Source organism: Mycoplasmopsis citelli (genome assembly GCF_900660645.1).
GTDB classification, from domain to species: Bacteria; Bacillota_I; Bacilli_A; order Mycoplasmatales; family Metamycoplasmataceae; genus Mycoplasmopsis; species Mycoplasmopsis citelli.
In genome coordinates this window covers 772,010-795,036 of sequence record NZ_LR215036.1, presented here as the reverse complement: position 1 = coordinate 795,036, position 23,027 = coordinate 772,010, and the positions used below count along the sequence as shown (strand labels likewise).

At 28.1% G+C, this 23,027-nt stretch carries 23 protein-coding genes, 1 tRNA gene and 1 pseudogene; 10 read left to right on the top strand and 15 right to left on the bottom strand.

Annotated elements, in window-relative coordinates:
• Nucleotides 1–31: 31 nt before the first annotated feature.
• From EXC58_RS02960 to EXC58_RS02945, 4 genes are all read left to right on the top strand, one after another.
• Nucleotides 32–1,075: an aminopeptidase P family protein gene (locus EXC58_RS02960; protein WP_129725554.1), complete on the top strand. Its 1,044-nt coding sequence runs from the start codon at nt 32–34 to the stop codon at nt 1,073–1,075.
• 59 nt (nt 1,076–1,134) lie between these two features.
• Nucleotides 1,135–2,058, top strand: a complete 924-nt coding sequence (gene pip, locus EXC58_RS02955) for a prolyl aminopeptidase (RefSeq protein ID WP_129725553.1) — start codon at nt 1,135–1,137, stop codon at nt 2,056–2,058.
• A 28-nt stretch (nt 2,059–2,086) separates the two neighbouring features.
• Nucleotides 2,087–2,635, top strand: coding sequence for a hypothetical protein (locus tag EXC58_RS02950; RefSeq protein WP_129725552.1), 549 nt, complete (start codon nt 2,087–2,089; stop codon nt 2,633–2,635).
• 63 nt (nt 2,636–2,698) lie between these two features.
• Nucleotides 2,699–4,050 (top strand): IS3 family transposase gene (locus EXC58_RS02945; protein ID WP_129725551.1). Its coding sequence is split into 2 segments (ribosomal slippage): nt 2,699–3,140 and nt 3,140–4,050, totalling 1,353 coding nucleotides; the frame shifts between segments, so codons are not numbered across the junction.
• 64 nt (nt 4,051–4,114) lie between these two features.
• On the opposite strand, the gene EXC58_RS02940 is transcribed toward EXC58_RS02945, so the two are convergent.
• The 3 genes from EXC58_RS02940 to EXC58_RS02930 form a co-directional block, all read right to left on the bottom strand.
• Nucleotides 4,115–4,190: transfer RNA gene (locus EXC58_RS02940), tRNA-Thr, on the bottom strand.
• Nucleotides 4,191–4,243: 53 nt separating this feature from the next.
• The gene (locus EXC58_RS02935) at nt 4,244–4,954 is read right to left on the bottom strand and encodes a ribonuclease HIII (RefSeq protein ID WP_129725550.1); all 711 of its coding nucleotides are present in this window, start codon (nt 4,952–4,954) and stop codon (nt 4,244–4,246) included.
• The gene (locus EXC58_RS02930) at nt 4,954–5,853 is read right to left on the bottom strand and encodes a Cof-type HAD-IIB family hydrolase (RefSeq protein WP_129725549.1); all 900 of its coding nucleotides are present in this window, start codon (nt 5,851–5,853) and stop codon (nt 4,954–4,956) included. The genes EXC58_RS02935 and EXC58_RS02930 overlap by 1 nt, the downstream gene beginning before the upstream one ends.
• 171 nt (nt 5,854–6,024) lie before the next feature.
• Here EXC58_RS02930 and pyrH point away from each other — a divergent pair.
• Nucleotides 6,025–6,740: pseudogene (gene pyrH, locus EXC58_RS02925) on the top strand (UMP kinase).
• Nucleotides 6,740–7,291, top strand: coding sequence for a ribosome recycling factor (gene frr / locus EXC58_RS02920; RefSeq protein ID WP_129725548.1), 552 nt, complete (start codon nt 6,740–6,742; stop codon nt 7,289–7,291). The pseudogene pyrH and the gene frr overlap by 1 nt, the downstream one beginning before the upstream one ends.
• A 29-nt stretch (nt 7,292–7,320) precedes the next feature.
• On the opposite strand, the gene EXC58_RS02915 is transcribed toward frr, so the two are convergent.
• The 10 genes from EXC58_RS02915 to EXC58_RS02870 all read right to left on the bottom strand — a co-directional run bounded on the left by EXC58_RS02915 (nt 7,321) and on the right by EXC58_RS02870 (nt 17,108).
• Nucleotides 7,321–8,040 (bottom strand): chromate transporter, encoded by a 720-nt coding sequence (locus EXC58_RS02915; protein WP_129725547.1) that lies wholly within the window; start codon nt 8,038–8,040, stop codon nt 7,321–7,323.
• On the bottom strand, nt 8,040–8,654 hold the full coding sequence (locus EXC58_RS02910; RefSeq protein ID WP_129725546.1) for a chromate transporter: 615 nt from the start codon (nt 8,652–8,654) through the stop codon (nt 8,040–8,042). Before EXC58_RS02910 ends, EXC58_RS02915 begins: the two co-directional genes overlap by 1 nt.
• Nucleotides 8,655–8,665: 11 nt before the next feature.
• Nucleotides 8,666–9,175, bottom strand: coding sequence for an adenine phosphoribosyltransferase (locus tag EXC58_RS02905; RefSeq protein WP_129725545.1), 510 nt, complete (start codon nt 9,173–9,175; stop codon nt 8,666–8,668).
• A gap of 14 nt (nt 9,176–9,189) precedes the next feature.
• Nucleotides 9,190–10,989, bottom strand: coding sequence for a translation initiation factor IF-2 (infB, locus tag EXC58_RS02900; protein WP_129725544.1), 1,800 nt, complete (start codon nt 10,987–10,989; stop codon nt 9,190–9,192).
• Nucleotides 10,973–11,266: a YlxR family protein gene (locus EXC58_RS02895; protein ID WP_129725543.1), complete on the bottom strand. Its 294-nt coding sequence runs from the start codon at nt 11,264–11,266 to the stop codon at nt 10,973–10,975. Before EXC58_RS02895 ends, infB begins: the two co-directional genes overlap by 17 nt.
• Nucleotides 11,244–12,899 carry a transcription termination/antitermination protein NusA gene (locus EXC58_RS02890; RefSeq protein ID WP_129725542.1) on the bottom strand — a complete coding sequence of 552 codons (1,656 nt, stop codon included), beginning with the start codon at nt 12,897–12,899 and terminating at the stop codon, nt 11,244–11,246. Before EXC58_RS02890 ends, EXC58_RS02895 begins: the two co-directional genes overlap by 23 nt.
• 8 nt (nt 12,900–12,907) lie before the next feature.
• Entirely contained in the window at nt 12,908–13,339 is a 432-nt protein-coding gene (locus tag EXC58_RS02885; protein WP_129725541.1) for an LSm family protein, read from the bottom strand.
• A gap of 76 nt (nt 13,340–13,415) precedes the next feature.
• Nucleotides 13,416–13,769, bottom strand: a complete 354-nt coding sequence (hinT, locus tag EXC58_RS02880) for a histidine triad protein HinT (RefSeq protein WP_129725540.1) — start codon at nt 13,767–13,769, stop codon at nt 13,416–13,418.
• Complete coding sequence (locus tag EXC58_RS02875) at nt 13,759–14,988, bottom strand: HinT-interacting membrane complex lipoprotein P60 (RefSeq protein ID WP_129725539.1); 1,230 nt, start codon at nt 14,986–14,988, stop codon at nt 13,759–13,761. The genes hinT and EXC58_RS02875 overlap by 11 nt, the downstream gene beginning before the upstream one ends.
• Nucleotides 14,988–17,108 carry a HinT-interacting membrane complex protein P80 gene (locus tag EXC58_RS02870; protein ID WP_129725538.1) on the bottom strand — a complete coding sequence of 707 codons (2,121 nt, stop codon included), beginning with the start codon at nt 17,106–17,108 and terminating at the stop codon, nt 14,988–14,990. Before EXC58_RS02870 ends, EXC58_RS02875 begins: the two co-directional genes overlap by 1 nt.
• Before the next feature lie 298 nt (nt 17,109–17,406).
• Between EXC58_RS02870 and rplK the strand changes: the two genes are divergently transcribed.
• Both rplK and rplA read left to right on the top strand, forming a co-directional pair.
• On the top strand, nt 17,407–17,997 hold the full coding sequence (gene rplK / locus EXC58_RS02865) for a 50S ribosomal protein L11 (RefSeq protein WP_129725537.1): 591 nt from the start codon (nt 17,407–17,409) through the stop codon (nt 17,995–17,997).
• Between the two features lie 2 nt (nt 17,998–17,999).
• The gene (gene rplA / locus EXC58_RS02860) at nt 18,000–18,695 is read left to right on the top strand and encodes a 50S ribosomal protein L1 (RefSeq protein WP_129725536.1); all 696 of its coding nucleotides are present in this window, start codon (nt 18,000–18,002) and stop codon (nt 18,693–18,695) included.
• A gap of 948 nt (nt 18,696–19,643) precedes the next feature.
• Here the strand turns inward: rplA and EXC58_RS02855 are convergent.
• Complete coding sequence (locus tag EXC58_RS02855) at nt 19,644–19,841, bottom strand: hypothetical protein (protein ID WP_129725535.1); 198 nt, start codon at nt 19,839–19,841, stop codon at nt 19,644–19,646.
• 125 nt (nt 19,842–19,966) lie between these two features.
• Between EXC58_RS02855 and parE the strand changes: the two genes are divergently transcribed.
• The gene (gene parE / locus EXC58_RS02850; RefSeq protein WP_129725534.1) at nt 19,967–21,895 is read left to right on the top strand and encodes a DNA topoisomerase IV subunit B; all 1,929 of its coding nucleotides are present in this window, start codon (nt 19,967–19,969) and stop codon (nt 21,893–21,895) included.
• Between the two features lie 63 nt (nt 21,896–21,958).
• Nucleotides 21,959–22,174, top strand: coding sequence for an NINE protein (locus tag EXC58_RS02845; protein ID WP_223211621.1), 216 nt, complete (start codon nt 21,959–21,961; stop codon nt 22,172–22,174).
• An 8-nt stretch (nt 22,175–22,182) separates the two neighbouring features.
• Here EXC58_RS02845 and EXC58_RS02840 read toward each other — a convergent pair whose 3' ends face one another.
• Nucleotides 22,183–23,001, bottom strand: coding sequence for an HAD-IIB family hydrolase (locus EXC58_RS02840; RefSeq protein WP_129725532.1), 819 nt, complete (start codon nt 22,999–23,001; stop codon nt 22,183–22,185).
• Nucleotides 23,002–23,027: the final 26 nt, after the last annotated feature.

Sequence of the window (23,027 nt, the reverse complement as noted above, 5' to 3'; positions counted from 1 at the left end):
TTTAGTGAACAAGTAAATGAATAGGAGAAAAATGGACAGAAAAAGATTAGATAAAATGTTTGAAAATTTAAAAGTTGATGCTTATATTTCAGAAGCTCCACAAACTAGATTATGGTACGCAGGAGTTCAAACATCAGATGGTTTAATTGTTATTGAAAAAGATAAAGCAACCTTATTTGTTGATTCTCGTTATATTGAATATTGTCAAAAACATGCTAAAAATGTAGAAGTTGTGCTAATGACTGGTGATGTTCTTAAAAAATGATTTGATAATAAAAAATTCAATTCAATTGTTTTAGAAAATAATTATTTAGTTAAAAATTGAGAAAATCGAATTGTTTCGTTAGTTAAACCGCAACAAGTGCAATGAGTAGATGCTCAGGATTTAAGAATTATCAAAAGTGCTGAAGAAATTGAAAAAATGCAAAAAGTTATCGATATTTCTTTAGCTGCATATGAAGAATTTATCCAGTGAGTAAAACCTGGTGTTTCGGAAAAAGAAGGAGCTGCAATGCTTAACTTCTTAATGAAAAAACACGGAGCAGATAAAGAAGGATTTGATGAAATTATCGCTTCAGGAGCTTCATCAGCTGAACCACACCATCACCCTACCGACAAACTAATTGAAGATAATTCTTTATTGAAAGTTGATTTTGGAGCTTTATACAAAGGTTATACAGCTGATATTACAAGAACCACAATTTTAGGTGATAAAAATAAAGCAAATCCTAAAATGTTAGAAATTTTGCAAATTGTTGAAGAAGCAGCTTATTTAGGTAGAAAAAATGTTAAACCAGGAATTAAAGCTAGCGAAATTGACAAAATTTGCCGTGATTACATTATTTCAAAAGGATATGGAGATTACTTTTTACACGGAACAGGGCATGGTCTTGGAATTGATGTTCACGAATTTCCGAATGTTTCATCAAGATCTGATTATATTTTAGAACCTGGAATGATTATTACAGTTGAACCTGGAATTTATTTAGAAGGAATAGGTGGAGCAAGGATTGAAGATGATATATTAGTTACTGAAACTGGTAGATATGTCTTTTCAAGGCCAAATGAAAAATAATTAAATTTTTAAGCAACGTCTTTACGTTGCTTTTTTGTATAAAAAAGTACAATTATCATATGAATAATAATTTTCAATTTGATTATCTAGAAACTAATTTGCATAAAGTTTATTATGAAACTTACGGAAACAGACAAAATATGCCAGTTTTTGTAATTCATGGAGGTCCTGGCGGGGGATTTAATTCACAAAAATTACAAAAATTAATTCCTTTGGATAAATATTTTATAGTTTTAATCCATCAGAGAGGAACAAATAAAAGTCTTCCTTATTGTGAATTAAGAGAAAATAGCACACAAAATTTAGTGGAAGACATCGAATTAGTTAGACAAAAACTAAATTTAAAGCAAATTCTACTTTTCGGCGGCAGTTGAGGAACTACATTGGCTTTAGCTTATGCAATTAAATATACACAAAATGTTTTAAAAATACTTCTTAGAGGTGTATTTTTAGGTAGACAAGAAGATATAGATTATTTATATGAAAAAGGTGCTTCAGACTTTTATCCGCAAGAATTTGAGAGATTTAGTCTTTTTGTTGAAAAAATACCTGGTAAAAATAATATTGAAAAATACTTTAATTTATTTACTGGAAGCTATAATAAAGAACTTAAAAATAAGGGTTATGAAGAATTTTCTCGATGAGAAAGTTCGCTCGTAAGCATCGAGAAAAAATCCAAGCAATTTAATAAAAATATTAAACTTGACAAACAAATAGCACTTATGGAAACGTATTATTTTGTTAATAAATGCTTTTTTCCTGAAGATAATTATATTTTAAATAATGTTAATAAATTTTCTCAAATCCCTATTACAATTATTCACGGTCGGCAAGATATTGATACTAGACCAATTGGTGCTTGATTATTAAAACTTAATCATCCAAATACTGAATTAATTTTTGTTGAAAAAGCAGGACATTCAATGTGAGAAAAAAATATTCTTGACCAATTAATTAAATATTTTGAAAATAATTTAAATTAAATTTAATCAAAAAGTAAAGGTGGTATTGTTGAAAACAAATAAAGAGCAATTTATAGATATTTTAGAAAAATTTAATCAAATTGCTAAAGAAATGGGTTTTGTTTATTCAATTGATAAAAATACATATAACCACATTTTAAGCGGTATTTGAAATTTAAATGAAATATCCTTTATTTTGTATTTAGATGATTTTATTAAAATTGTTGCTTCAAATAAATATTTAATTAAATATCAAAGTCCTCGAGTTTTAAATAATCCTCTCCCGCATTTGATAATTAATCAAAGAGAGATTCCGTTAAGTTTAGTTGTTCATTCAAATACTAAAATTTTAAATTCTTCCTTAATTAAAAAATATCTTAAGAAACTTTCAAAACAAAATAATCCCTATTTTTTTGATCAAATCTTAGCTAAAATGCAAACTGAAGATATAAATGTCCTTTGTCATATTAAATTTCAAAATTATGAAAGTTTAGTAATTAAAGAAATAAACAATGTCAATTTAAAATATTATGATGTTTTAAAAATTAATGATAAATTATCAATTCCTATTCATAATTTCTTTAAAAAAGAAAAATAACCTTTAAATGATATGAACCCCTAAAGTTGGACAATAAAATCCAAAATTAAGGGGTTCATTTTTATGAAACTAAGTTACGAAGACAAAATCAAAATATATCAATTACGTAAAAAAGGATTTACTGAAAAATCTTTAACAATAAAATTTAGAGTAAATCGTGCAATTATAAAATATATTGTCGCACTGATAAATCGTCACGGAATTGAAATTGTTAAAAAGACTAAAAATCAATATTATTCTCCACAAATAAAATTAGAAATGATTAATCAAGTTCTTCTTAAAGGACATTCTACAAGAGAAATTTCACTTCAATGTGGATTACCTAATTGAGGGATTCTTTCAAATTGAATTATTCAATACAAGAAAAATGGGTATACTATTGTTGAAAAGAAAAAAGGAAGGCCATCAAAAATGGGTCGTAAACCAAAGAAAACTTGAGAAAAATTAACACCACTTGAAAAAGCTAAACAAGAGATTGAATATCTTAGAACTGAGGTGATTTTCCTAAAAAAGTTAAAAGGGATCCCGTTGGATCAAAAAGACTTACAGAATATAAAAGCCAAAAAGTTAAAGAAATGGTCGACGAAGGATTCTCATTAAAAATTTTATTAAAAATTGCTCAACTATCACGTTCAACTTATTATTATCATCTTAAAAAAATCAATTCAGCTGATAAAAATAAAAATTTTAAAGACGAAATTATATCTATATATAATGAACATAGAGGCAGTTATGGATATCGTCGTATTACTTTAGAACTCAAAAATCGTGGATATTTGGTAAATCATAAAAAAGTAAAAAGACTTATGAATTTGCTAAATTTAATTGGCGGAAATCGTAAGCGTAAAAAATATAAATCATACAAAGGCGAAGTGGGCAAAAAAGCTCCAAACCTTATTAATCGAGATTTTTATTCTAAAAAACCATTGCAAAAATGTTACACTGACATTACTGAATTTGCTTTACCTAGTCATTCTCAAAAACTTTATTTGTCAGCTATTTTAGATGGTTATAATAGCGAAATTATCAGTTTTACTATATCTCGCTCCCCAAATTTATTGCAAGTTGAAAAAATGCTTAAAAAGGCTTTCACAAAAGCTAAATATAGTGGAACAATTTTACACAGTGATCAAGGTTGACAATATCAACATAATAGTTATCACAAATTTTTAAATTCTAAAGAGATAAAAGCTTCAATGTCCCGAAAAGGTAATAGTCCAGATAATGGGATGATGGAATCATTTTTTGGAGTTTTAAAAACAGAAATGTTTTATGGCAAGGAACATACTTTTAAATCGCTTGAACAATTAGAAAAAGCTATTATCAATTACATTGATTACTACAATAACAAAAGAATTAAAGTTAGATTAAAAGGACTTAGCCCTGTCCAATACAGAACTAAGTTCCTTCAATAATTTTTTGTCTAACTTTTGGGGTTCATATCAAAAAAGGTTATTTTTGTCGGTCAATTCTTTGAAATGGTGCCATCAACTGGACTTGAACCAGCGACCCCTTCCTTACCATGGAAGTGCTCTGCCTGCTGAGCTATGACGGCAAGTAGTAAACTTATTTTATCATAAAATCAAGCTTTTAGAAAAAAATATAAGTTTACTTTATTGGTTGATGGGACATTTTCATGCTAGTTTTACATACCTCATTTAGTTTATCCTCTCCAAAAGTTTGTGCAAATTGATACACACTTTCTTGAGTTTTTGTCCCTGAGCCTAGTGGAAATTTAAAATTTCACTCTTGGCTTTGTTTTTCCATATAATAAATCAATTCATACCGAGCCATAATCGAAGCACATGCAACTGATAGACTCAAGCTTTCGGCTCTATTAGCTAAATAAACATCAGTATTTATTTCTTCAAAACCAGCTCAATTATCATAAATATAAAAAGTATTATGATATTTTAGTATTGATTTTGTTGTTGAATATTTATCAATTAAAACAACTTTATTTTTAAAAGAAAGTTTTTTATTTAAATTATTTAATGCTCCAGTATGAGTAAAAAACTTTAATTCATTAGCATTATATTTAGAATTAATTTTATTATACGAGCTTTGTTTTAAGCGATATACTGAATAGGTAATTTCTGGATGATTTTTAAGTTTTCTTCCAATACTTAAAATTTGATTTTTAGAAAGTTTTTTGGAATCATCAACCCCAAGAGACTTTGCTCATCTGTACAATTTTCGGGGTAAATAAAAAGCACAAGAAATCAAAGGGGTAAAATAATCTGATACTCCTGTTTCATCAATTCCAATTATTTCTAAACCTGAAATTTGTTCTTTATCGCTTAATTCAATGTACTTCATTATTCTCAGTTTTCTTCTCTTTTTTGTTTAATTTTATTGCTTTTAGCAATTTCTTCTGCAGGATTATCCAAAAATTTATTTATGTAATATCCCACTCCACCTTCTTTGTTAATTTTATTAATTTTAACTGTTGCGTATTTTTTGACCTCTTTAGCTGCATTCCCCATTGCAACAGAAACATTAGCAATTTTAAACATCGGAACATCATTAAATGCGTCTCCAATAGCAATAGTATTTTCAATTTTTACATCATAATAACGAATAAGCATACTAAGAGCTTTCCCTTTATTAGTGGTAATATTAGTCATATCAAAAACCGGTGTTAATCCTTCACCTTTTGATCAATACGAAAATTCAGCTAAATCACTATATCTAGCTTTTAAGTATCTTCTTAACTCTTCAACTTTAGTAGTTGGTTTAACATCAAAAATTACTCCTGTTGGCATAAGAGGAATTTTGTGAAAATCTAATCCAATTTTTAATTTTGAAGTAGTTTTAAATCCAAATACTTTTTCTAAATCTTCATCACGGTGTTGTAATTGAACTCAGTCAGGTCCTTCAATTGCGATATTTGAAACTTCTTTAGCAACTCTCTCATCCCCTAGAATGTAAAGTGCTTCATTTAAATTTAAATATTTGACATAAGGGATAAAAGTATCATCATTAGGGTGGTGAATATGTGCACCATTGTAATTGCTTACAATGGTGTTAAGTCCTAATTCTTCATAAATCATTTTAGTACTTCTTCATGGTCGACCAGTTAAAATACACACAATATGACCTTCTTGTGTGGCTCTTTTAATAGCATTAACAGTTAAATCATGAATTTCTCCAGTGGCACTTGAACGTAGTGTAGTGCCATCTAAATCAATTGCGAATAGGTATTTTTCTTTTTCCATATCTATCCTTTCTGGAGATTAATTATAACATTTTTCCGGATAATATGTAATTTCTGCAACAAATGTGGAAATAAAAAGCTTTGAGTTTTCGGCTTTATTGATAATATTATTCTAAAAGTATTATTTTAAAATATAATAAATATATAAGTTAATTTATATTTTCGGAGACTTATGAAATACAAAAGAATATTATTAAAGCTTTCTGGTGAAGGGTTTTCTAATAAAAAAAAAACCTTGCAATTGACTATGAATTAGTCGCTGATATTGCAAAACAACTTAAATACATCAATGAGCAAGGAGTACAAATTTCTGTTGTTATTGGTGGTGGAAACTTTTGAAGAGGAACTTCAGCTGAAAAAAACGGAATCCCTCGAAATCGAGCTGATTATATCGGGATGCTAGCAACTATTATGAATGGTTTAGCACTTCAAAGTGGATTTGAAAAAGTTGGACTTAAAGCTCGAGTTCAAAGTTCAATTAACATTGATCCAAAAGTAGCTGAAAATTATATTAATGAAAAAACCATTAAATATCTTGAAGATGGGGAAGTTGTTATTTTTGTTGGTGGTACTGGTCGTCCATTCTTTACTACCGATACTGCAGCTACTCTTTATGCTTCAGAAATTGGAGCTGAAGTTATTTTAATGGGGAAAAACAGAGTTGATGGAATTTATGATAGCGACCCAAAGAAAAACCCACAAGCAAAACACTTTGCAAGCATTACTTATGATCAAATTCTTGAACAAAAATTACAAGTAATGGACCTTACAGCTACAAGTATGGCTAGAGAAAACAATATTAATTTGATTGTGTTTAACTTACTTGAAAAAGATTCAATTATTAAAGTTTTACAAAACAAAATTTTACATACAGAGGTAACAAAATAATGGAAATTGGTTTATATTTACTAGATTTAGAAGAAAAATGTGAGAAAGCAATTAATCACTATCGCTTTGAAATGTCAAAAATTTCAACTGGAAGAGCTAATCCACAAATTGTAAAAGGAATTAGAGTTGATTATTACGGAACTCCTACCCCACTTGAAGAATTAGCTAATATCAGTGTTCCTGAAGCCCAACAATTACTCATTAAACCTTATGATATTACTTCTGTAAAAGAAGTTAATAAAGCTTTAATGAATGCTAATTTAGGAGTAACTCCAGTTGATGAAGGACATCAAGTTAGATTAAATTTTCCAGTTTTAACAACTCAAAGAAAAAATGAAATTATTAAAAGTTTAGGAAAATATTCAGAACAAGCTAAAGTTGGAGTAAGAAACGCTCGACAAGAAGTTAATAAACAAATTAAAGCTGATGAAGAGCTTTCTGAAGATATGCAAAAAAGTTACTTAGATCAAGTGCAAGTTTTTGTAGATAAGCAAATTGACAAAATTAACGCTTTAACTAAAGAAAAAGAAGAGCAAATTCTCAAAGTATAAAAAATAGCCGTACGGCTATTTTTTATCTCTTAGTTTGTTTTAGCAACTTGAAGTGAATTTTTTATTTCGGTAAAATGTGAGAATGCTCACGGAGCAAAAATTACTAATCCTATAATAATGCTTGCAAAAATTAAATAAATAATTGGTGTTTTTCTTTGAATTAAAATAATAAAAACAATAATTGCAATTGGACTGTAAATCATTAATAAAATTAACCTTCAACCTTTAAAAAAGTTATAAATTCCATTTTTTGTTAAATCTTTAGAATAATCAGTTTTAATATATTTGCTTGCACCATTAAAACTTAAAAATGGATAAGTAATTCTTAAAAAAAGTGATACTGAAAGAGAAATCATTACACCAATTAAAACAGGAAACATAAAATCAAAGAAGGTTTTTACAAACAATTTATTTTTGTTTTTACGAATAATTTTACGAAAAATAAGTAATAGTGATATAGCAGGAATCATAAAAGCTAAATATGCCAAAATTAAAATTAAAAAAGCATATCAATGATTCCCCGCAATAACTCAACCAGTGTAAACAGCAAATTTAGGAGATAAAATCCCTGGAGTGGCATTTCCTGCAGCTAAAAATGAATTAATTTGGTCTTGACTTATTTGTACGCTAGGATAATTTTGAGGAATAAATTTTCATAATCAATCAAATACTGGAATAAAAAGTGCTCCTCCGCCAAAAACTGTTAAAGAAACTAATGCAATAAAAACTAAAGAAACTAAAATAACCATTATTTTTGTTCTCCTTTAGTTTTATTTATTTTTTTATTAGTAAAATACACAATTAAACTATAAACAAATGTAGCAATAAATAGCACTCCAAAAGTAAAAATTGGTAAATTGTATGGAAAAGGAACAAATAAACAATAAGCTGTGGAAATAATTGCAATTGTCAATCACACTGGTAATTTTAAAGTTTGCTGGCTTTTTTTAATGTATCTTCAAGCAATTAAAATAACTCCAGCAATAACAGGCATTAACGCACAAATTCCAATAACATAAGTATATTGCTCAGGAATATAGGCAAATAAAATTCAAAATCCAAAAGCGAACAAAATATGTGGCAATGCACCAATTAAAATGAGTAAATAAGTAATTCAGATATTATAAAATTTTCGCACAACATATGAAAGACATTGAGTAGTGGAAGGCCCAGGAAGCATATTAGAAATAACAACCATTTCATCAAATTCTTCGTTAGTTAATCAACCTTTTTTCTCAACAGCTTCACTTTTGATAATTGGGAGCATTGCATTTCCGCCACCAAAACCTAAAAAAGTTATTTTTAATATAAATAAAACCAACTTTCAAATAGGTGGTTTTATTTTTTGAGTTTTTAAATTCATATATCTTAAAATTATACTTTAATAAGCGAAATTACTTCGGATTCATCTTCAAGAAGCTGACGACCTTTAAGGTCCACTAGTTCTAAAAGAACAATGACTTTTTTTACATCTGCTCCTTGAGATTTAAGCAATTTAATAATTGCCTTGGTAGTTCCTCCTGTTGCAAGAACATCATCAACAATAACAGCTTTTTGCCCAGGTTTGACAAATCCTTTTTGTAATTCTAAAATATTTGACCCATATTCTAAATCATAACTCATTTGTATGACTTCTCCAGGGAGCTTATTTGGTTTGCGAACCATAATAAATGGTTTTTTTAAAAATGCTGCTGTGGGAGTTCCGAATAAAAATCCTCGAGCATCTGGTCCAACGATAATATCAGCATCTTCGCAATGCTTTGCAATTTCTTTTATAGTTCAATTTAATGCTTCTCCATTAGCAAGTAGCGGAGAAATGTCTTTGAAAATAATTCCTTTTTTCGGAAAATCTTTTACATCCTGAATTAAATTTTTTATATTCATTTTATACCTTTAAACTAATTAACCCTAACATCTTCAAAAAATTCAAGAACATCATCTTCTTCAATGTCATTAAAATCTTTAATATGACATCCAAAATCTTTTCCTTTAAGAACTTCTTTCACATCGTTAAGTTCACGTTTAAGCGATTCAAGCACACCTTCGTGAATTAATTTACCTTTACGATAAACTTTTACTTTGCTTTGAGCTTTAACTAAACCACTATCTTGAATACATCCAGCAATTTTTCCAACTTTTGAGTAAAAGAAGACTTTAATAATGTGGGCTTCCCCAATTTTTTGTTCTTCATAAACTGGAGTTTTTTCTGCATCAAGAAGACCTTGGCAATCTTCAATAATTTTATAAATAACATCATGACTAATTAAAGTGATATCTTGATTAGCCGCTGATTGCTTAATTGGTTGAGCAGGCTTTAGGTTAAATACGAAAATGATTGCATTTGAAGCTTTTGCAAGTAGCAAATCACTTCCATTAACATTTCCTGCTCCTGCGGAGATAACTCTAATGACTGCTTCATCATTTTCTAAATTATTAATTTGACTTTTAATAGCTTCACTAGTTCCGTGGACATCAGATTTAATAATCACGTTAAAGACTTTTTTACCGTCAAGAGATTCTTGATTTGCTCTTGAACTTAAAGCACTTAGTTTATCGTGAGCTGCTTTTTGTTCAGCTAGTTTTTTTGCAAATTTTTCATCATTTAATCCAATGAATTTGTCTCCGGCATCAGGGGCATAATTAAGGCCTGATACAATTGCTGGAGCTCCTGGTTCAACTTTATCTGTTGGTTGTTTATGCGAATCAAGAAGCATTCTAATTCTTCCATATTTTGAGCCTGCAACGATAAAATCACCTTTATATAAAGTTCCATTTTCCACAATAATTGTTGAGACTGCTCCAACTCCTTTATCTACCCTTGATTCAATAACAGTTCCAATTGGATAACGTTTTGGGTTTGCTTTAAGATCTAAAATTTCAGTTAGTAGCATAATTTGATCAAATAAATCATCTAACCCTTGGCCATTTAGTGCTGAACCATAAACAATTTGAGTGTCTCCGCCATATTCTTCAACAACCACATCATTTTCCGCAAGTTCACCTTTAAGACGATCTAAATCTTTATTTGGTTTGTCCATTTTATTTACGAACACAATTATTGGGACTTTAGCTGCTTTAGCGTGGCTAATTGCTTCTTTTGTTTGAGGCATAACTCCATCATCAGCAGCAACAACTAAAATCACAATATCAGTAACTTTAGCTCCGCGTGCACGCATGTGTGTAAATGCTTCATGACCTGGAGTATCAATGAAAGTAATTTTATTTCCTTTGTGTTCAATTTGATATGCACCAGTATGTTGAGTAATTCCGCTATTTTCAAATCCTGCGATATTTGAATTTCTAATTTTGTCAATTAACGTGGTTTTTCCATGATCAACATGTCCCATAACCGTAATAATTGGAGCTCTTTTAATTAAATCTTCTTCTTTGTCAATAAAACTAACCTCATCTAAAAAGTTCGTTGCATCAACGTTGGTTTCTTTGCTAAAATCAAAACCATATTCCACGCAAAGCTCAGCAATTTCTTCTTCTTCTAAGATATAATTCAATGTCCTTGCTTTTCCTTGCATAAAAAAACGTTTGATAATATCGTTAGCATTTTTGTTAACTTTTTGGGAAAAATCAGCAATGGTCATTCTTCCGGTAAAAGTAAATACCCCATTTTTCAATTCGGTTTTGGTTGTAACTAATTGTTCTTTAACATCATTAACATTACTAATTCTATGTTTTTTGCTCATGTAACACCTCCAACAGTTCTTTTTCGATTTTCAAATAATTTTCATTTGAAACATTAAACCTAAAAACTCTATTTAAAGCTTTGGTTTTTTTAATCTTTTCTCAATTAGCTAAGGAAAATTGAAAATAAGCTCCTCGACCTTTTAAAACATTTTCTAAATCTAAAAATATTTCCTTAGAATCTTTTTGTAAAGAGAAACGTACTAATTTTTCCACTGGTAAAATTTCGTTAGTAATAATACATTTCCGAGTGTAATTATTTTTTCTTTTCTCATTCATCTTCAAATCCGCTTAAATCTAAATTTAGATTTAAATCAAGTCCATAATTAGCTAAATCAGTATCAACTTTAAAGTCTTTTAATTCTACTTTTGCGTTTTTATAAGCTTTAACTACTGGTTTTTCAGCTTGATTTTGATTATCATCAACAGTTTCTGAATCATCATCTTCATATTCAAAATCATTAAATTCGATTTGATCAATAAAATCATAATCATTTTCATTATCCAAATCAAAAGTAAGAGCTTCTTGACTAAATAAATCATCTAATTCTGAACCATTAAGACGTTTTTGTTTTGCTTTTGGATTATTATTTTTAGTTTTAATTTTCGTATTTTCAAAAAAGTTGGCTGGATTTTTTTGAGTTTCATTAAATTGAGCTACATCATCTGAAAATTCGCTCATATTAATTTCAATTCCCTTAAAGTATTCATTTCTTCGTGAATCTCTTGGGCTATATTTTGGTTTTTTAACAGGTTTATTTCTTTCATAAAGACGATTTTTGTTAAACTGAATTTCTTTTTCAAGAGCTTCTTCAACACTAATAATTTTAATTTTTGAATTAGTTAGTTTAATTGCTAAATCAATATTGGCTCCACCTTTACCAATGGCATTTTTCATTTCATTTTCTTCGACAATAGCATAATAAACTTTTTTATCTTCAACTATATCCACAATTTTAGCTGGAGAAAGTGCATTTTTGATAAATTCTAAAATATTAGTTGAGTATTTAATAACTTCAATTTTTTCACCATTTAATTTTTCTGAAATAGCAAGTATTCTTTTAGCTCCTTCGCCAAAAACACCTCCAAAAGGATCAAAAGCATTTGAATTACCAGTTGCTTTTAAAGCAATTTTAGTTCTTATGCCAGGGGTTCGCTCAATTTTAACAATTTGAAGTAATCCTTGATTGATTTCAGGAATTTCATTGATAATAATATCTCTAATTTCATTTGGTGAATCAGTAGTAACTTCGCAAATACTTAAACGATTTTCTGGATTAACGTGTTCTAAATAAACATCTAAATAAGATCCTAAATTCATATCTAAACTTTTATTTACTTTTGAAGCTGGTAAAAAAGCTGTTACACCATCTTCAAAACGTAAATTATATGAACCATTTGAGTTTCTTGAAAGTACTTCGGCTTTAATTTTATTTCCAACTAAAGGCAAATAACGTTGATAGATTTTTTTCTTTTCAGTTATTTTAAAGTTTTGATAAAAACCATTTTTAATGGCTAATTTACTTTTTTCAGGAATAATTTCAAAATCTAGCAAAATTGGAAACTTATCCCCTTCAACTGCTTTAGGATTTATTTTTTTAGCATCTTTTAAAGCAATAAAGCTAATTCTTTGAATATCTAAAGATTCTTCGGTATCTTCGAATTCAAAATCATTTTCAACTACTTCACCATTTAAGTTGCTAATAATAACTTCTTTATTTATCTCATCAAGTGAAAAAACAATTTTTGCTTCAGGATCAATATCTTTGTTAATGGCTTTAGTTGTTTCAAAAGAAAAAATTTCCAATGTTTCTTCTAAAGTCATTTGATGTTTTTGTGCATATCCTTTAGTAATCAAATATCATTTTTGATTTGGATTTAATTCAACGGTAACTTTTTTTGACTTTGCCATTTTTCCTCCTAAAATTTAATATAAATTTCTCCGGTTTTAATATTTTCTTTTTCTATATGAATTTTACGAATTCTTCCTTTTTGATTTCATTGAAGAATAATTGAATCATCATTTACTTGAATTATTTTACCAATCATTATCAATTCTTTTTCTATTGGTTTCACAAAGCTTAATTTAACCATTTTTTCAAGGTATAAGTTCAAATTTTCTAAATTTAGATTTAAATCTTCTCCCTTTGAAAGTACCTCGATATTTAAATCATCTGGATAAGCATTAATCTCTTCTAAATAACGTTCAATTTGCTGAGTATATTGGATTACTAAATCTAAATTGTTTGCATTCACTTCAATTGTAAGGGTTTTTCCAAAAACTGCTTCTGTTATTTTGGCTGAGATAATTTGATCATTAAAATGGTCTTTTAAGATTTTTAAATAATTCACTATAACCTCCTAAAAAGATAAAAAGTTGCATGAGCAACTTCTTATGTGTAATTGAAGATAACCTAATTATAACACATTAAGGTGTTATTTTTGTAGATTCTATTTTCACTTTAAAAGGAATTACGTGAACATGGCTGTGAAAAACAGTTTGACCAGCATATTCCCCAGTATTAATAACAATTTTAAAACCGGGAATCCCTTGATCAATAACTCTTTCTTTAGCTAATTTACGTGCTATTTTCATAGCATGTAAGAAGGTAGCTTCATCGTTTTCTAAAATATTTGGTTCTGGACTTTTTGGAATAACCAAAAAATGTCCTTCACGGAATGGATATGCATCCATAATAGAAAAGACAACATCATCTTCATATATAAATGTTGCAGGTAATTCTTTATCTAAAATTTTTGAAAAAACACTTTTATTTAACAAAATCTAATCCTTTCAATTTTTCTTTAATAATTTCATTTTCAAAGGAAATTTTATTTCCTAAATCTATAAAAGCTTTACGGGAACTTTTGTAAAGCGTCTCTCCTCCGAAAATGGCCAAGTAGATTTTTAATGTATCTAGCTTTGCAAAATATGGGGTTTTTTCAAAGCTTAATATTTTTTCAGTTTTATTTTCTTTCGTAATTTCTTTAGCTATTGGAGCAATTAAATTTAAATAAGAAACTTTAATTTTTTTATTATCATTGGTTACTTTAATACTTTCATTAAGTACTCCAGTTTCATTAACTGGAACTAATTTATTATTAACTAAATCATAAAATCCGGATAAATTAGCTGAATTATTTTGTTGTAATAAATATGATGTTCCTGTATTTAGTGAATATTCGTTTAGCGAAGAGCTAAGTCCTTGATATCCACCAAGGGATTTTTCAAAAGAACTATTATTAAAAATTAAATCTGGAGTGGCAATTTTTAGAGCTTGATTTTTATTTTTAAGCAATTCATTATAATCGCTAATGTTATTAATAGTTCTACTTACATTTGAAAAAATATCATTAGCAGTATCTGAGCTATAAGATCAAAGTTGAGCAATTTTTGTTTTTAAAACATAATCAATTAAATTAAATTCGTTTAAATCGTATTTATCTTTGTTAGTGTTGTATGAATCTTTATTAACAATTTTTAAATCATTCTCAGTATTAATTTCAAAATATTTTTTAACTAAGAGCAATTTATTAATATTAAAAGCTACATCGGTTTTGTCTTTGTTAAATAAAATTTTAAATTGTTCAAGATTAGGAACTGCATTTACTGAAAATAAATCATTTGTTTGATTATTTAAAACTTTTAGTTCATTTTCGCTAAATAAAGCTTGATTTTTTCATTGAGTTAATGATTTATATAGTGAAAAAGGGTCGCTAATTTGTAAATTATTTAAATAAGTTTTATATGCACTATAAGCATCATTTAAAAAGCTTTGATTTTCTAAAAGTGAATTTTGAGTTGTTTTATACAGATTTCCAAGAGTAGATTTTAATCAAAATCCTTCTGCAAGCTGTGCTAAATTTGCGTTACTTAATTCATTTTCTTGTTTATTTCTCTGTGGAGTGTTAGCAGTTGGTGAGCAAGAAGCAGCAACCCCAAATGTAGAAGAAACCACAATTGCAGGAAGAATAAATTTCAACAGCTTTGATTTATTCATTATTTAGCTCCTTTAGTAATTTCTTCAACAAGACCAGTTAATAGATTTAGTTCATTGGCATTTGAAGTTTGTAATGGATTATGATTTAACACCCTTTTAATAACTCCATTATCAACAGTATAGTTATAACTGTTTCCGTTTAAATTTTCTTGCAATCATTTTGAAAGATCTGAAATTAATTTGGTTTTAGCTTCTCCGTGAATTCCTTCTAAAATTGAGTCATTATCTGCTTTAAGTGCATCAATATCTGCTTGAGTGTATTTTTCTTTGTTGTCACTAAATTTGTTGGTTTGAGTTAATAAATATTTTTGAAATTCGGGATTATTTAAAGTATCAGCTAAAATAACATTTTTAGTTCAAACTGAATTTAAAGCATCTTCGATTTTAAAAAATGAAGTATTTGAATTAGCTATTGAAGATAAATCACTTTGTAAATATTTAAATAGTGAATTTAAACTTGAAATTACTTCATTTCGTACTAAATAAGTCCCTTTATCAGTAACAACTAATTTTGCTCCTGCCAAATCACTTACATTATAAGCATATGAATAAAGATCTTGATTATCAATTTTGATATTAATGTGTTTATTAAATTGTTCTTTAATCATAGAAGTAAATTCAGAAGCACTTAAATTTTTAAATAATGAATCAATATAACGGTTTAATGATTCTAATTTAGAACTAGCTTCATTTTTATTTTTAAGTGCTTTTATTGCATTTAATTGTGTGTTTATGTTATTTTTAATATCACTAGAAAAAGCAGGAGTAAATAAATCACTTAACGAAACATTAGGTAAATTATTATTTTTAAGAGCAACTACTAAAGCTGGATTTTGAGTTAGTTGAGAAGCAAAAGTAGTAACTCCAGTTGAACCTAAGTTTTTAGTATCAACAGTTAAAACTTCAAGCAAACTTTCAGCTTCAGATTTAGCTTTATTAAGATCTTGAGTGCTTTGACCTGATGCGGGGATAAAGTACTCTTTTGCTACTTTAAATCCTTTTAAAACATCAATATTTGATTTAACTTCAAAAGTATCTCCATTATTAAAAATGGTATATTTTGCAAGATTAATTAAAGCGTCTTTTTCTTTTTGATCAAATTGTCATTCTAATGAAAGATTTGGGTTAATTTTTCCTGGTAATTTGTAAATTGTAGGCAAAATTAATTCATTGGTTTCAAAATATTTTTGTACTAATGGTTTAATTGATTTTAAATTATCAATAAATGATTGGGTAGTGATAGTTGCAATTTTAGTATTATCTAAGTTTGAAACTGCATAATTGGCTTCTTCTAAATTATTTGCATTTTGTGCAACAAAATAATTAAATACTTTTTCGCCTTTTTTAAATAAAATTTCTGGATTACCATTTTGAGCTACTACATTTCCTTTTTTATCTCTTTTATAAATATCATGGCTAGCAACTCTTTGGATATCTTTTAAATTAACATTTTTATCAAGTTTAATTTTGTAATGTCTAAGTGCTTCATCTTCGATAGATTTGAAATTCAAAAATTCTAATGCTTCATCTTCAGTTGCGCTTTTTCCATATTCGTCTTTTTTTCTAATTTCTTCATCAAATTGTTTTTGTCAGTTTCTAAATCCGTAAATTGAAATCAGTTGGTTTTTTAAATCAGCTAATTTATTTTTATTATCTTTATTAATTTCTTCGAAACTTCTAAGTTCAATGTTTTTTCTTTCAGACTCGCCACTATAGCGTGAATCATTTCATAATCTTTGATATTCTTTAGAAGCTTCAACTTCCTTGTTGTACCAAAAAAGAACAGCCTCTTTATAAAGTTGCTCAATTTTTTGAGTTGTTTTTTCTTTAGTTCCTCTAATTAAATCCAGTGTCTGTCCAACTGTTAAATTTTCTTGTTTTCCATTATTATTAAACTTGAGTAAAACATCATTATCTGAGAGAGGATTAACAAAATTGACTTTATTAACACTAATCCCAAGAGGGACGCTTATTGAAGTTATTACAGCAGCTCCTAAAAGTCCTAAAGTGATAAACATTCATTTTTTACGTTGCTTTGCTTTTGGAGTTTCTCGTTTTTCTTCGTGTTTAGCGTTAATTTCTGACAATCTCTCAAAAAATGATTTTTGTCTTTTGGCCATATTTCTCCTAAAAAAGTAAAAATATCAAAATATTTTATTTTAATTATAGCAGAAAAAACAGCTATTTTTGGACTATATCCAAAGAGCTGTTAAAGTATTAATATTTTTACTTTTTATTATTTTTCAAATAATTTTTATATCTATTTTAAGCTATTTTTGAGAAGATAAAGAAAAATTCTTTTATTTTGAAAAATTAGGTTTTATTTTATAATAAAAAGGCAATATATTTTTAATTGCCTCTAACTAGTGGGAGATAAATTTATCGCTAGACCACAATATCGAAAGGATACAACAAAAAATGGCAAAAGAAATTTTGAAAAAAGCTAAATTGCAATTCCCTGCCGGAAAAGCAAAGCCAGGTCCTGCACTTGCTGGAGTTGGTGTAAATATGCCAGAATTTACTAAAGCATTTAATGATGCTACAAGAGATAGAGGGGATGAACCTGTTCCTGTTCTTATTACAGTTTATAAAGATAAATCATTTGACTTTAAACTTTTTACTGCTCCTGCTTCATACAAAATTAAGCAAGCAGCTAAAATTCAAAGCGGTTCACAAAAATCAAAAGCACAAATTGTTGCGACAATTAAACTTGAAGATTTAAGAGCAATTGCTGAATATAAACTTCCAGATCTTAATACCGATGATGTGGAAAGTGCAATGGCAATTATTGCTGGAACAGCAAGACAAATGGGTGTTTTAATTGAAGGTTGAGATGATGTGGCTAAAGCTAAAGCCGAGGCAAAACAAAAAGCTAAATCTGATGCATTAGCAAAAGCAAAAGAAGAATCACTTAAAGCTGCAGCACAAGAACTTGCAGAAACTAAAGGTCAAGCAATTAACGTTGAATTAGTAAAAGATGAAGTTTCATCAGAAGAGCAAGGAGAATAATAATGGCTAAAAAAATATCTAAAAATTTAAAAGCAGCTCGTGAATCATTTGACCGTAGTGTCGCTTATGATTTAGAACAAGCAATTGACCTTGCTAAAAAAACTTCTTATGCTAAATTTGACGCTTCAATTGACCTTGCATTTAACTTAAATTTAGACGTTCGTAAAGCTGACCAACAACTTCGTGGAGCTGTCTTACTTCCAAATGGAACTGGAAAATCAGTAAGAGTACTTGTTGCTACAAATAACCCTGAAAAACAAAAACTTTCTAAAGATGCTGGAGCTGATATTGTTGTTGATGGTCCAGCACTTGAACAAAAAATTAAAGAAGATGATTTTGATTTTGATGTAATGGTTGCAGATCCAACAATGATGCCTTTACTTGGAAAATACGGGAAAAAACTTGGGCCTAAAGGACTTATGCCAAACCCTAAAACCGGTACAGTAACTCCAAATCCTGAAAAAGCTGTTGAAGAACTTAAAAAAGGAAAAGCAAATTATCGTACTGATAAAGCTGGTATTGTTCATTCACTTATTGGAAAAGCAAGCATGCCAACTGAACACCTTGTAGAAAATGCTAAAACCTTAATTAATCTAATCAAAAGACTTAAACCTGCTGCAGTTAAAGGAACATATATGTTAAACTTAACTGTTTCAGCTTCAATGGGTCCAAGTGTTAAAATTAAATTAGATAAATAGAATTAAAAATCAGGTTAATGCCTGATTTTTAATTACACAAAAATCCTAAAACTACTATTAGTTGAGAGTAAAAAAATCCTAAAAATACATCAAGTAACTCATATTTTTATATAATTATGTGGGGAGTAAAATCCCCAAAAATTCAATCGAAAACATTAGACAGTTTTTTATAAAATATATTTTTCACTCCTTTTTAACTTATTTTGCTAGTTTTTTCGATACTTATATTTCTTAATTTTTTTATTTTTATTTTTTGACAAAAAGTGACTATTTTTTAACGCTTTTTGCTATGGTATACATAATATAAAGTATTTTTTCTTATTTGTTTAGTTCCTTTATAAAAATTGTAAATTTTCTTTACTAAAAAAGAGTTTAAAACTTTTTTTAAGATAATTAAATTCTATATTCTACTAAGATTAATTTCTATTTATATACATATAATATTTCTGGGTTCATCATTCCTTAAGCAATTGTTTTATCTCATAAATCTATATAAAGTTCGTTGTCGTGGTATTGTTCGCTCGCTTAAATCGCTTAAAATGTTATAACGGCGTGGTGTTTTAAAATTTTTTAAATATCCTTTGTAATAGGTTTCGAAAGTTTTTAGTGGTTTCATAATATTTGTAGTAGGCCTCCTTTCTGCTGTGTAAATATTAAATTTTCTAATATTTCTTATTTTATACTTTCACTTTAATCATATAATTCAAAAGTTTTTTACTCTTTTTCGTGTGTATATTCTTTTAATTTCATTGTTTTTTTATTCATTTTTTATTTTTATTTTTTATCATCTTACTAATAAATTAATTACCAAAACAATTGCTTAAAAATTTAAATTTTTCTTTTAATATTTTTATTTTTTCTATTATTTCGTTTAAAAGTTCGTTTAAAACCACAGAAAAATAAATTTTCTGTGGTTTTTCTTATTAGTAAAAAATTGAAAAAAATTAATTATCAAATCCCAAAGATTCCTTTAGTTCTTTGAGCATATGTTAACAATTTACCATCATCTGCTGAGTTTTGGTAAACTAAAAAATCACCAATGTATGCACAGCAAACTGCGACAGTAGCAAGAAACAAAATAGTTAACACAATCAAGAATACAATTAAAATTTTTCTCTTTTTGTTTCTTTTTGATTTGTCGTTCATATAAATTCCTCACGTTAGGACTAATAAATAAATTTTACTAAATTTTCAAAAAAACGTAAATTTTTGTTAAACACTTTTATAGCATTTTCTTAATTTTTTTTAATTAAAATTTATAATTAACTTACATGAACAAAAACGAATACACCGCTAGAGACATCCAACAACTTAAGGGGTTACAAGCAGTTCGCAAACGTCCAGGAATGTACATTGGTGGAACTGATATTAATGGATTGCATCATCTAGTTTGAGAAATTGTCGATAATTCTATTGATGAAGCATTAGCAGGTTATGCTAATGAAATTTCAGTTACCTTAAAAAAGGATGCCTCTATTGTTATTAGTGATAACGGAAGAGGAATTCCAATTGACAAAGTCAAAGGAGAAAATCGTACTGCTGTTGAATTAGTTTTCACTGAATTACACGCTGGAGGGAAATTTCAAGAAGGAGCTTATAAAACTTCCGGAGGATTACACGGAGTTGGTTCAAGTGTTGTAAATGCTTTATCTACAAAATTAAGTGTAATTGTATCTCGGAATGGACTTAAATATTTAACTGAATTTCAACAAGACAAAATCATTACTAAAACTAAAGAAATCGGTTCTTCAAAACAAAATGGAACAACTGTGCAATTTTGACCTGATTATAAGCTTTTTAAAAACGCTAAGCTAAATGTTAACACAATTAGCGAACGTTTAAAAGAAAGTTCCTTTTTAATTTCAGGATTAAGAATTAAACTTTTGGATGAAAACACTGATTTTTACGAAGAATATGAATATGATAATGGTTTAAAAGCTTTTTTGGAATTTTTAAATGATTCAAAGGAAAAAACTACTGAAGTTGCTTATTTTTCTGACCAAAAAAGAGATATTCAAGTTGATTTTGCTTTTCAATGAACTGATAGCTACAATGATTTTTGTTTAAGCTTTGTTAATAATGTGAAAACTCGTGATGGAGGAACTCACGAAACTGGTCTTAAAACAGCATTTACCAAAGTTTTTAACGAATTTGCTACCAAAGAAAATATTTTAAAAGGGAAAAATTCTTTTGAAGGTGATGATATTCGTGAGGGTTTAAGTGTTGTATTATCACTTAAAATTCCTGAAAAAATCCTTGAATTTGTTGGTCAAACCAAAGATAAATTAGGAACTCCTGATGCAAAATCAGTTGTAGAAGAAATTGTAACTAAACATTTAGAGCTATGAATTGCTGAAAATAAACAAGTTGCTAAAAAAGTTTTAGAAAAAATTAAGAGGGCTTATGAAATTAGGCAAGAAGAGCGAAAACGCAGATTAGAAGCACGTAAAAGTAAAAATGTTTTAAAAGAAAAAACTATTTTAAGTGATAAATTAACTCCTGCAACAAGTAAAAAACCCGAAGAAAAAGAACTTTTCTTAGTTGAGGGAGATTCAGCTGGAGGAAGTGCCAAAAGTGGGCGGAACAGGCAATATCAAGCCATTTTGCCTCTAAGAGGTAAGGTTATTAATTGTGAAAAATCAAAGCTTTTAGAAATACTTAAAAACACTGAAATTGGAACTATTATTAATACAATTGGTGCAGGTTTTGGGAAAGATTTTGATCTTTCAAAAGCTCAATACGGAAAAATAATTATTATGACTGATGCTGATACTGATGGTTCACATATTCAAATTCTTTTGCTAACGTTCTTTTATAGACTGATGAAACCTTTAATTGAAGATGGGCGTGTTTATATTGCACTACCACCTTTATATAAAATAACTAATAAAACTAACAAAAAATATCAATATGCTTGAGATGATGATGAATTAAATGAAATTTTAGAAAATTCAAAATCAAATATTGAAATTCAACGTTATAAAGGTCTTGGAGAAATGAATGCTGATCAACTTTGAGAAACTACTATGAACCCTGAAACCCGAACACTAATTAGAGCAACAATTGAAGATGCTTCACTTGCCGAAAGAAGAGTTAGTACATTAATGGGAGAAAATCCTCAATCAAGAAAAAATTGAATTGATAAAAATATTGATTTCACTAACGATGATGATTTTTTAAAAACAATTCAAAACATTTAATTTTAAATGTTTTGATATAATGTTTTTTACACACATTATTAAATAATAAAAAAAGGAAAAATTATGTTTGTTAGTAATAAAAGTAGATTTTCACTAGTTATTTTTTCATTCTTTTTAGGAGCTTTCGAAATAGATCGCTTCTATGCAGGAAGATTTGCTTTAGGTTTATTAAAGTTATTTACTGTCTCATCGTTTGGGCTTTGGTGATTTATAGACTTTGTTTTAGCTCTTACAGGAAGAATGAGAGATGAAAACGGACTTCGAATTAGTCGTTGATAAAAAAAGTGCTATGCACTTTTTTGTTTGATAAATTGAGATAAATATTTTGCAACTCCACCGTTTTTGTAAGAATAAGGTAAAACTTCATCAGCAATTTTTTTAAATTCTTCAACTGAATTGTTCATTGCTACAACTTTTCCTACAATGTTTTTTGTTGAGGCATCATTCATTGAATCACCAATGTGAATAGTGTCGCTTGGGTTAATTCCTCAAAGTTCACATAATCTTTTTTCTGCATGACCTTTGGAAACGTTAAACGCAGTAATTTCAATAAAATTATTTTTATTTCCGCTAATTGAAATAGTTAATTCTCCAGCAAACATCAAGCTTCATTTTTTAGCTAATTTAGCTATTTTTCTTTTTGAAGGAGTTCAAATTAAAGCTTTATAAGCTATAAAATCATTACGAAACTCTCAATAATTGCGGGCAGAATGATCTCCTAATTTTAAAATAAATTTAAAAAACTTATTTCTCACAAAACCCATTCGTTTAGGGTCAGAATTAAAAATCACTGAAACTTTTTCTAAGTAAATTTGGTCAAATAATTCCTGAACAACATTTCTATTCATTGGAAAGCGTTCAACTTGTTTTCCATTATCAATAATTTGTGCACCATTTCAAGCAATAAATGTGGATAAATTAGCTTCATTTATAATTCTTCTAGTATTAGAATTATTTCCTCTCCCTGTTGAGATAACAATAGGAATGTTTTTATTAACTTCTTTAATAGCTTTAAGATTCTCTTGACTAAAATGCTTTTTACCATTAGTTTTTGCATCAAGAGAAGTATGATCTAAATCAAGAAAAATAATTTTAGGTTTTTTCATTTATTATAATTATACACGCTTAAAAA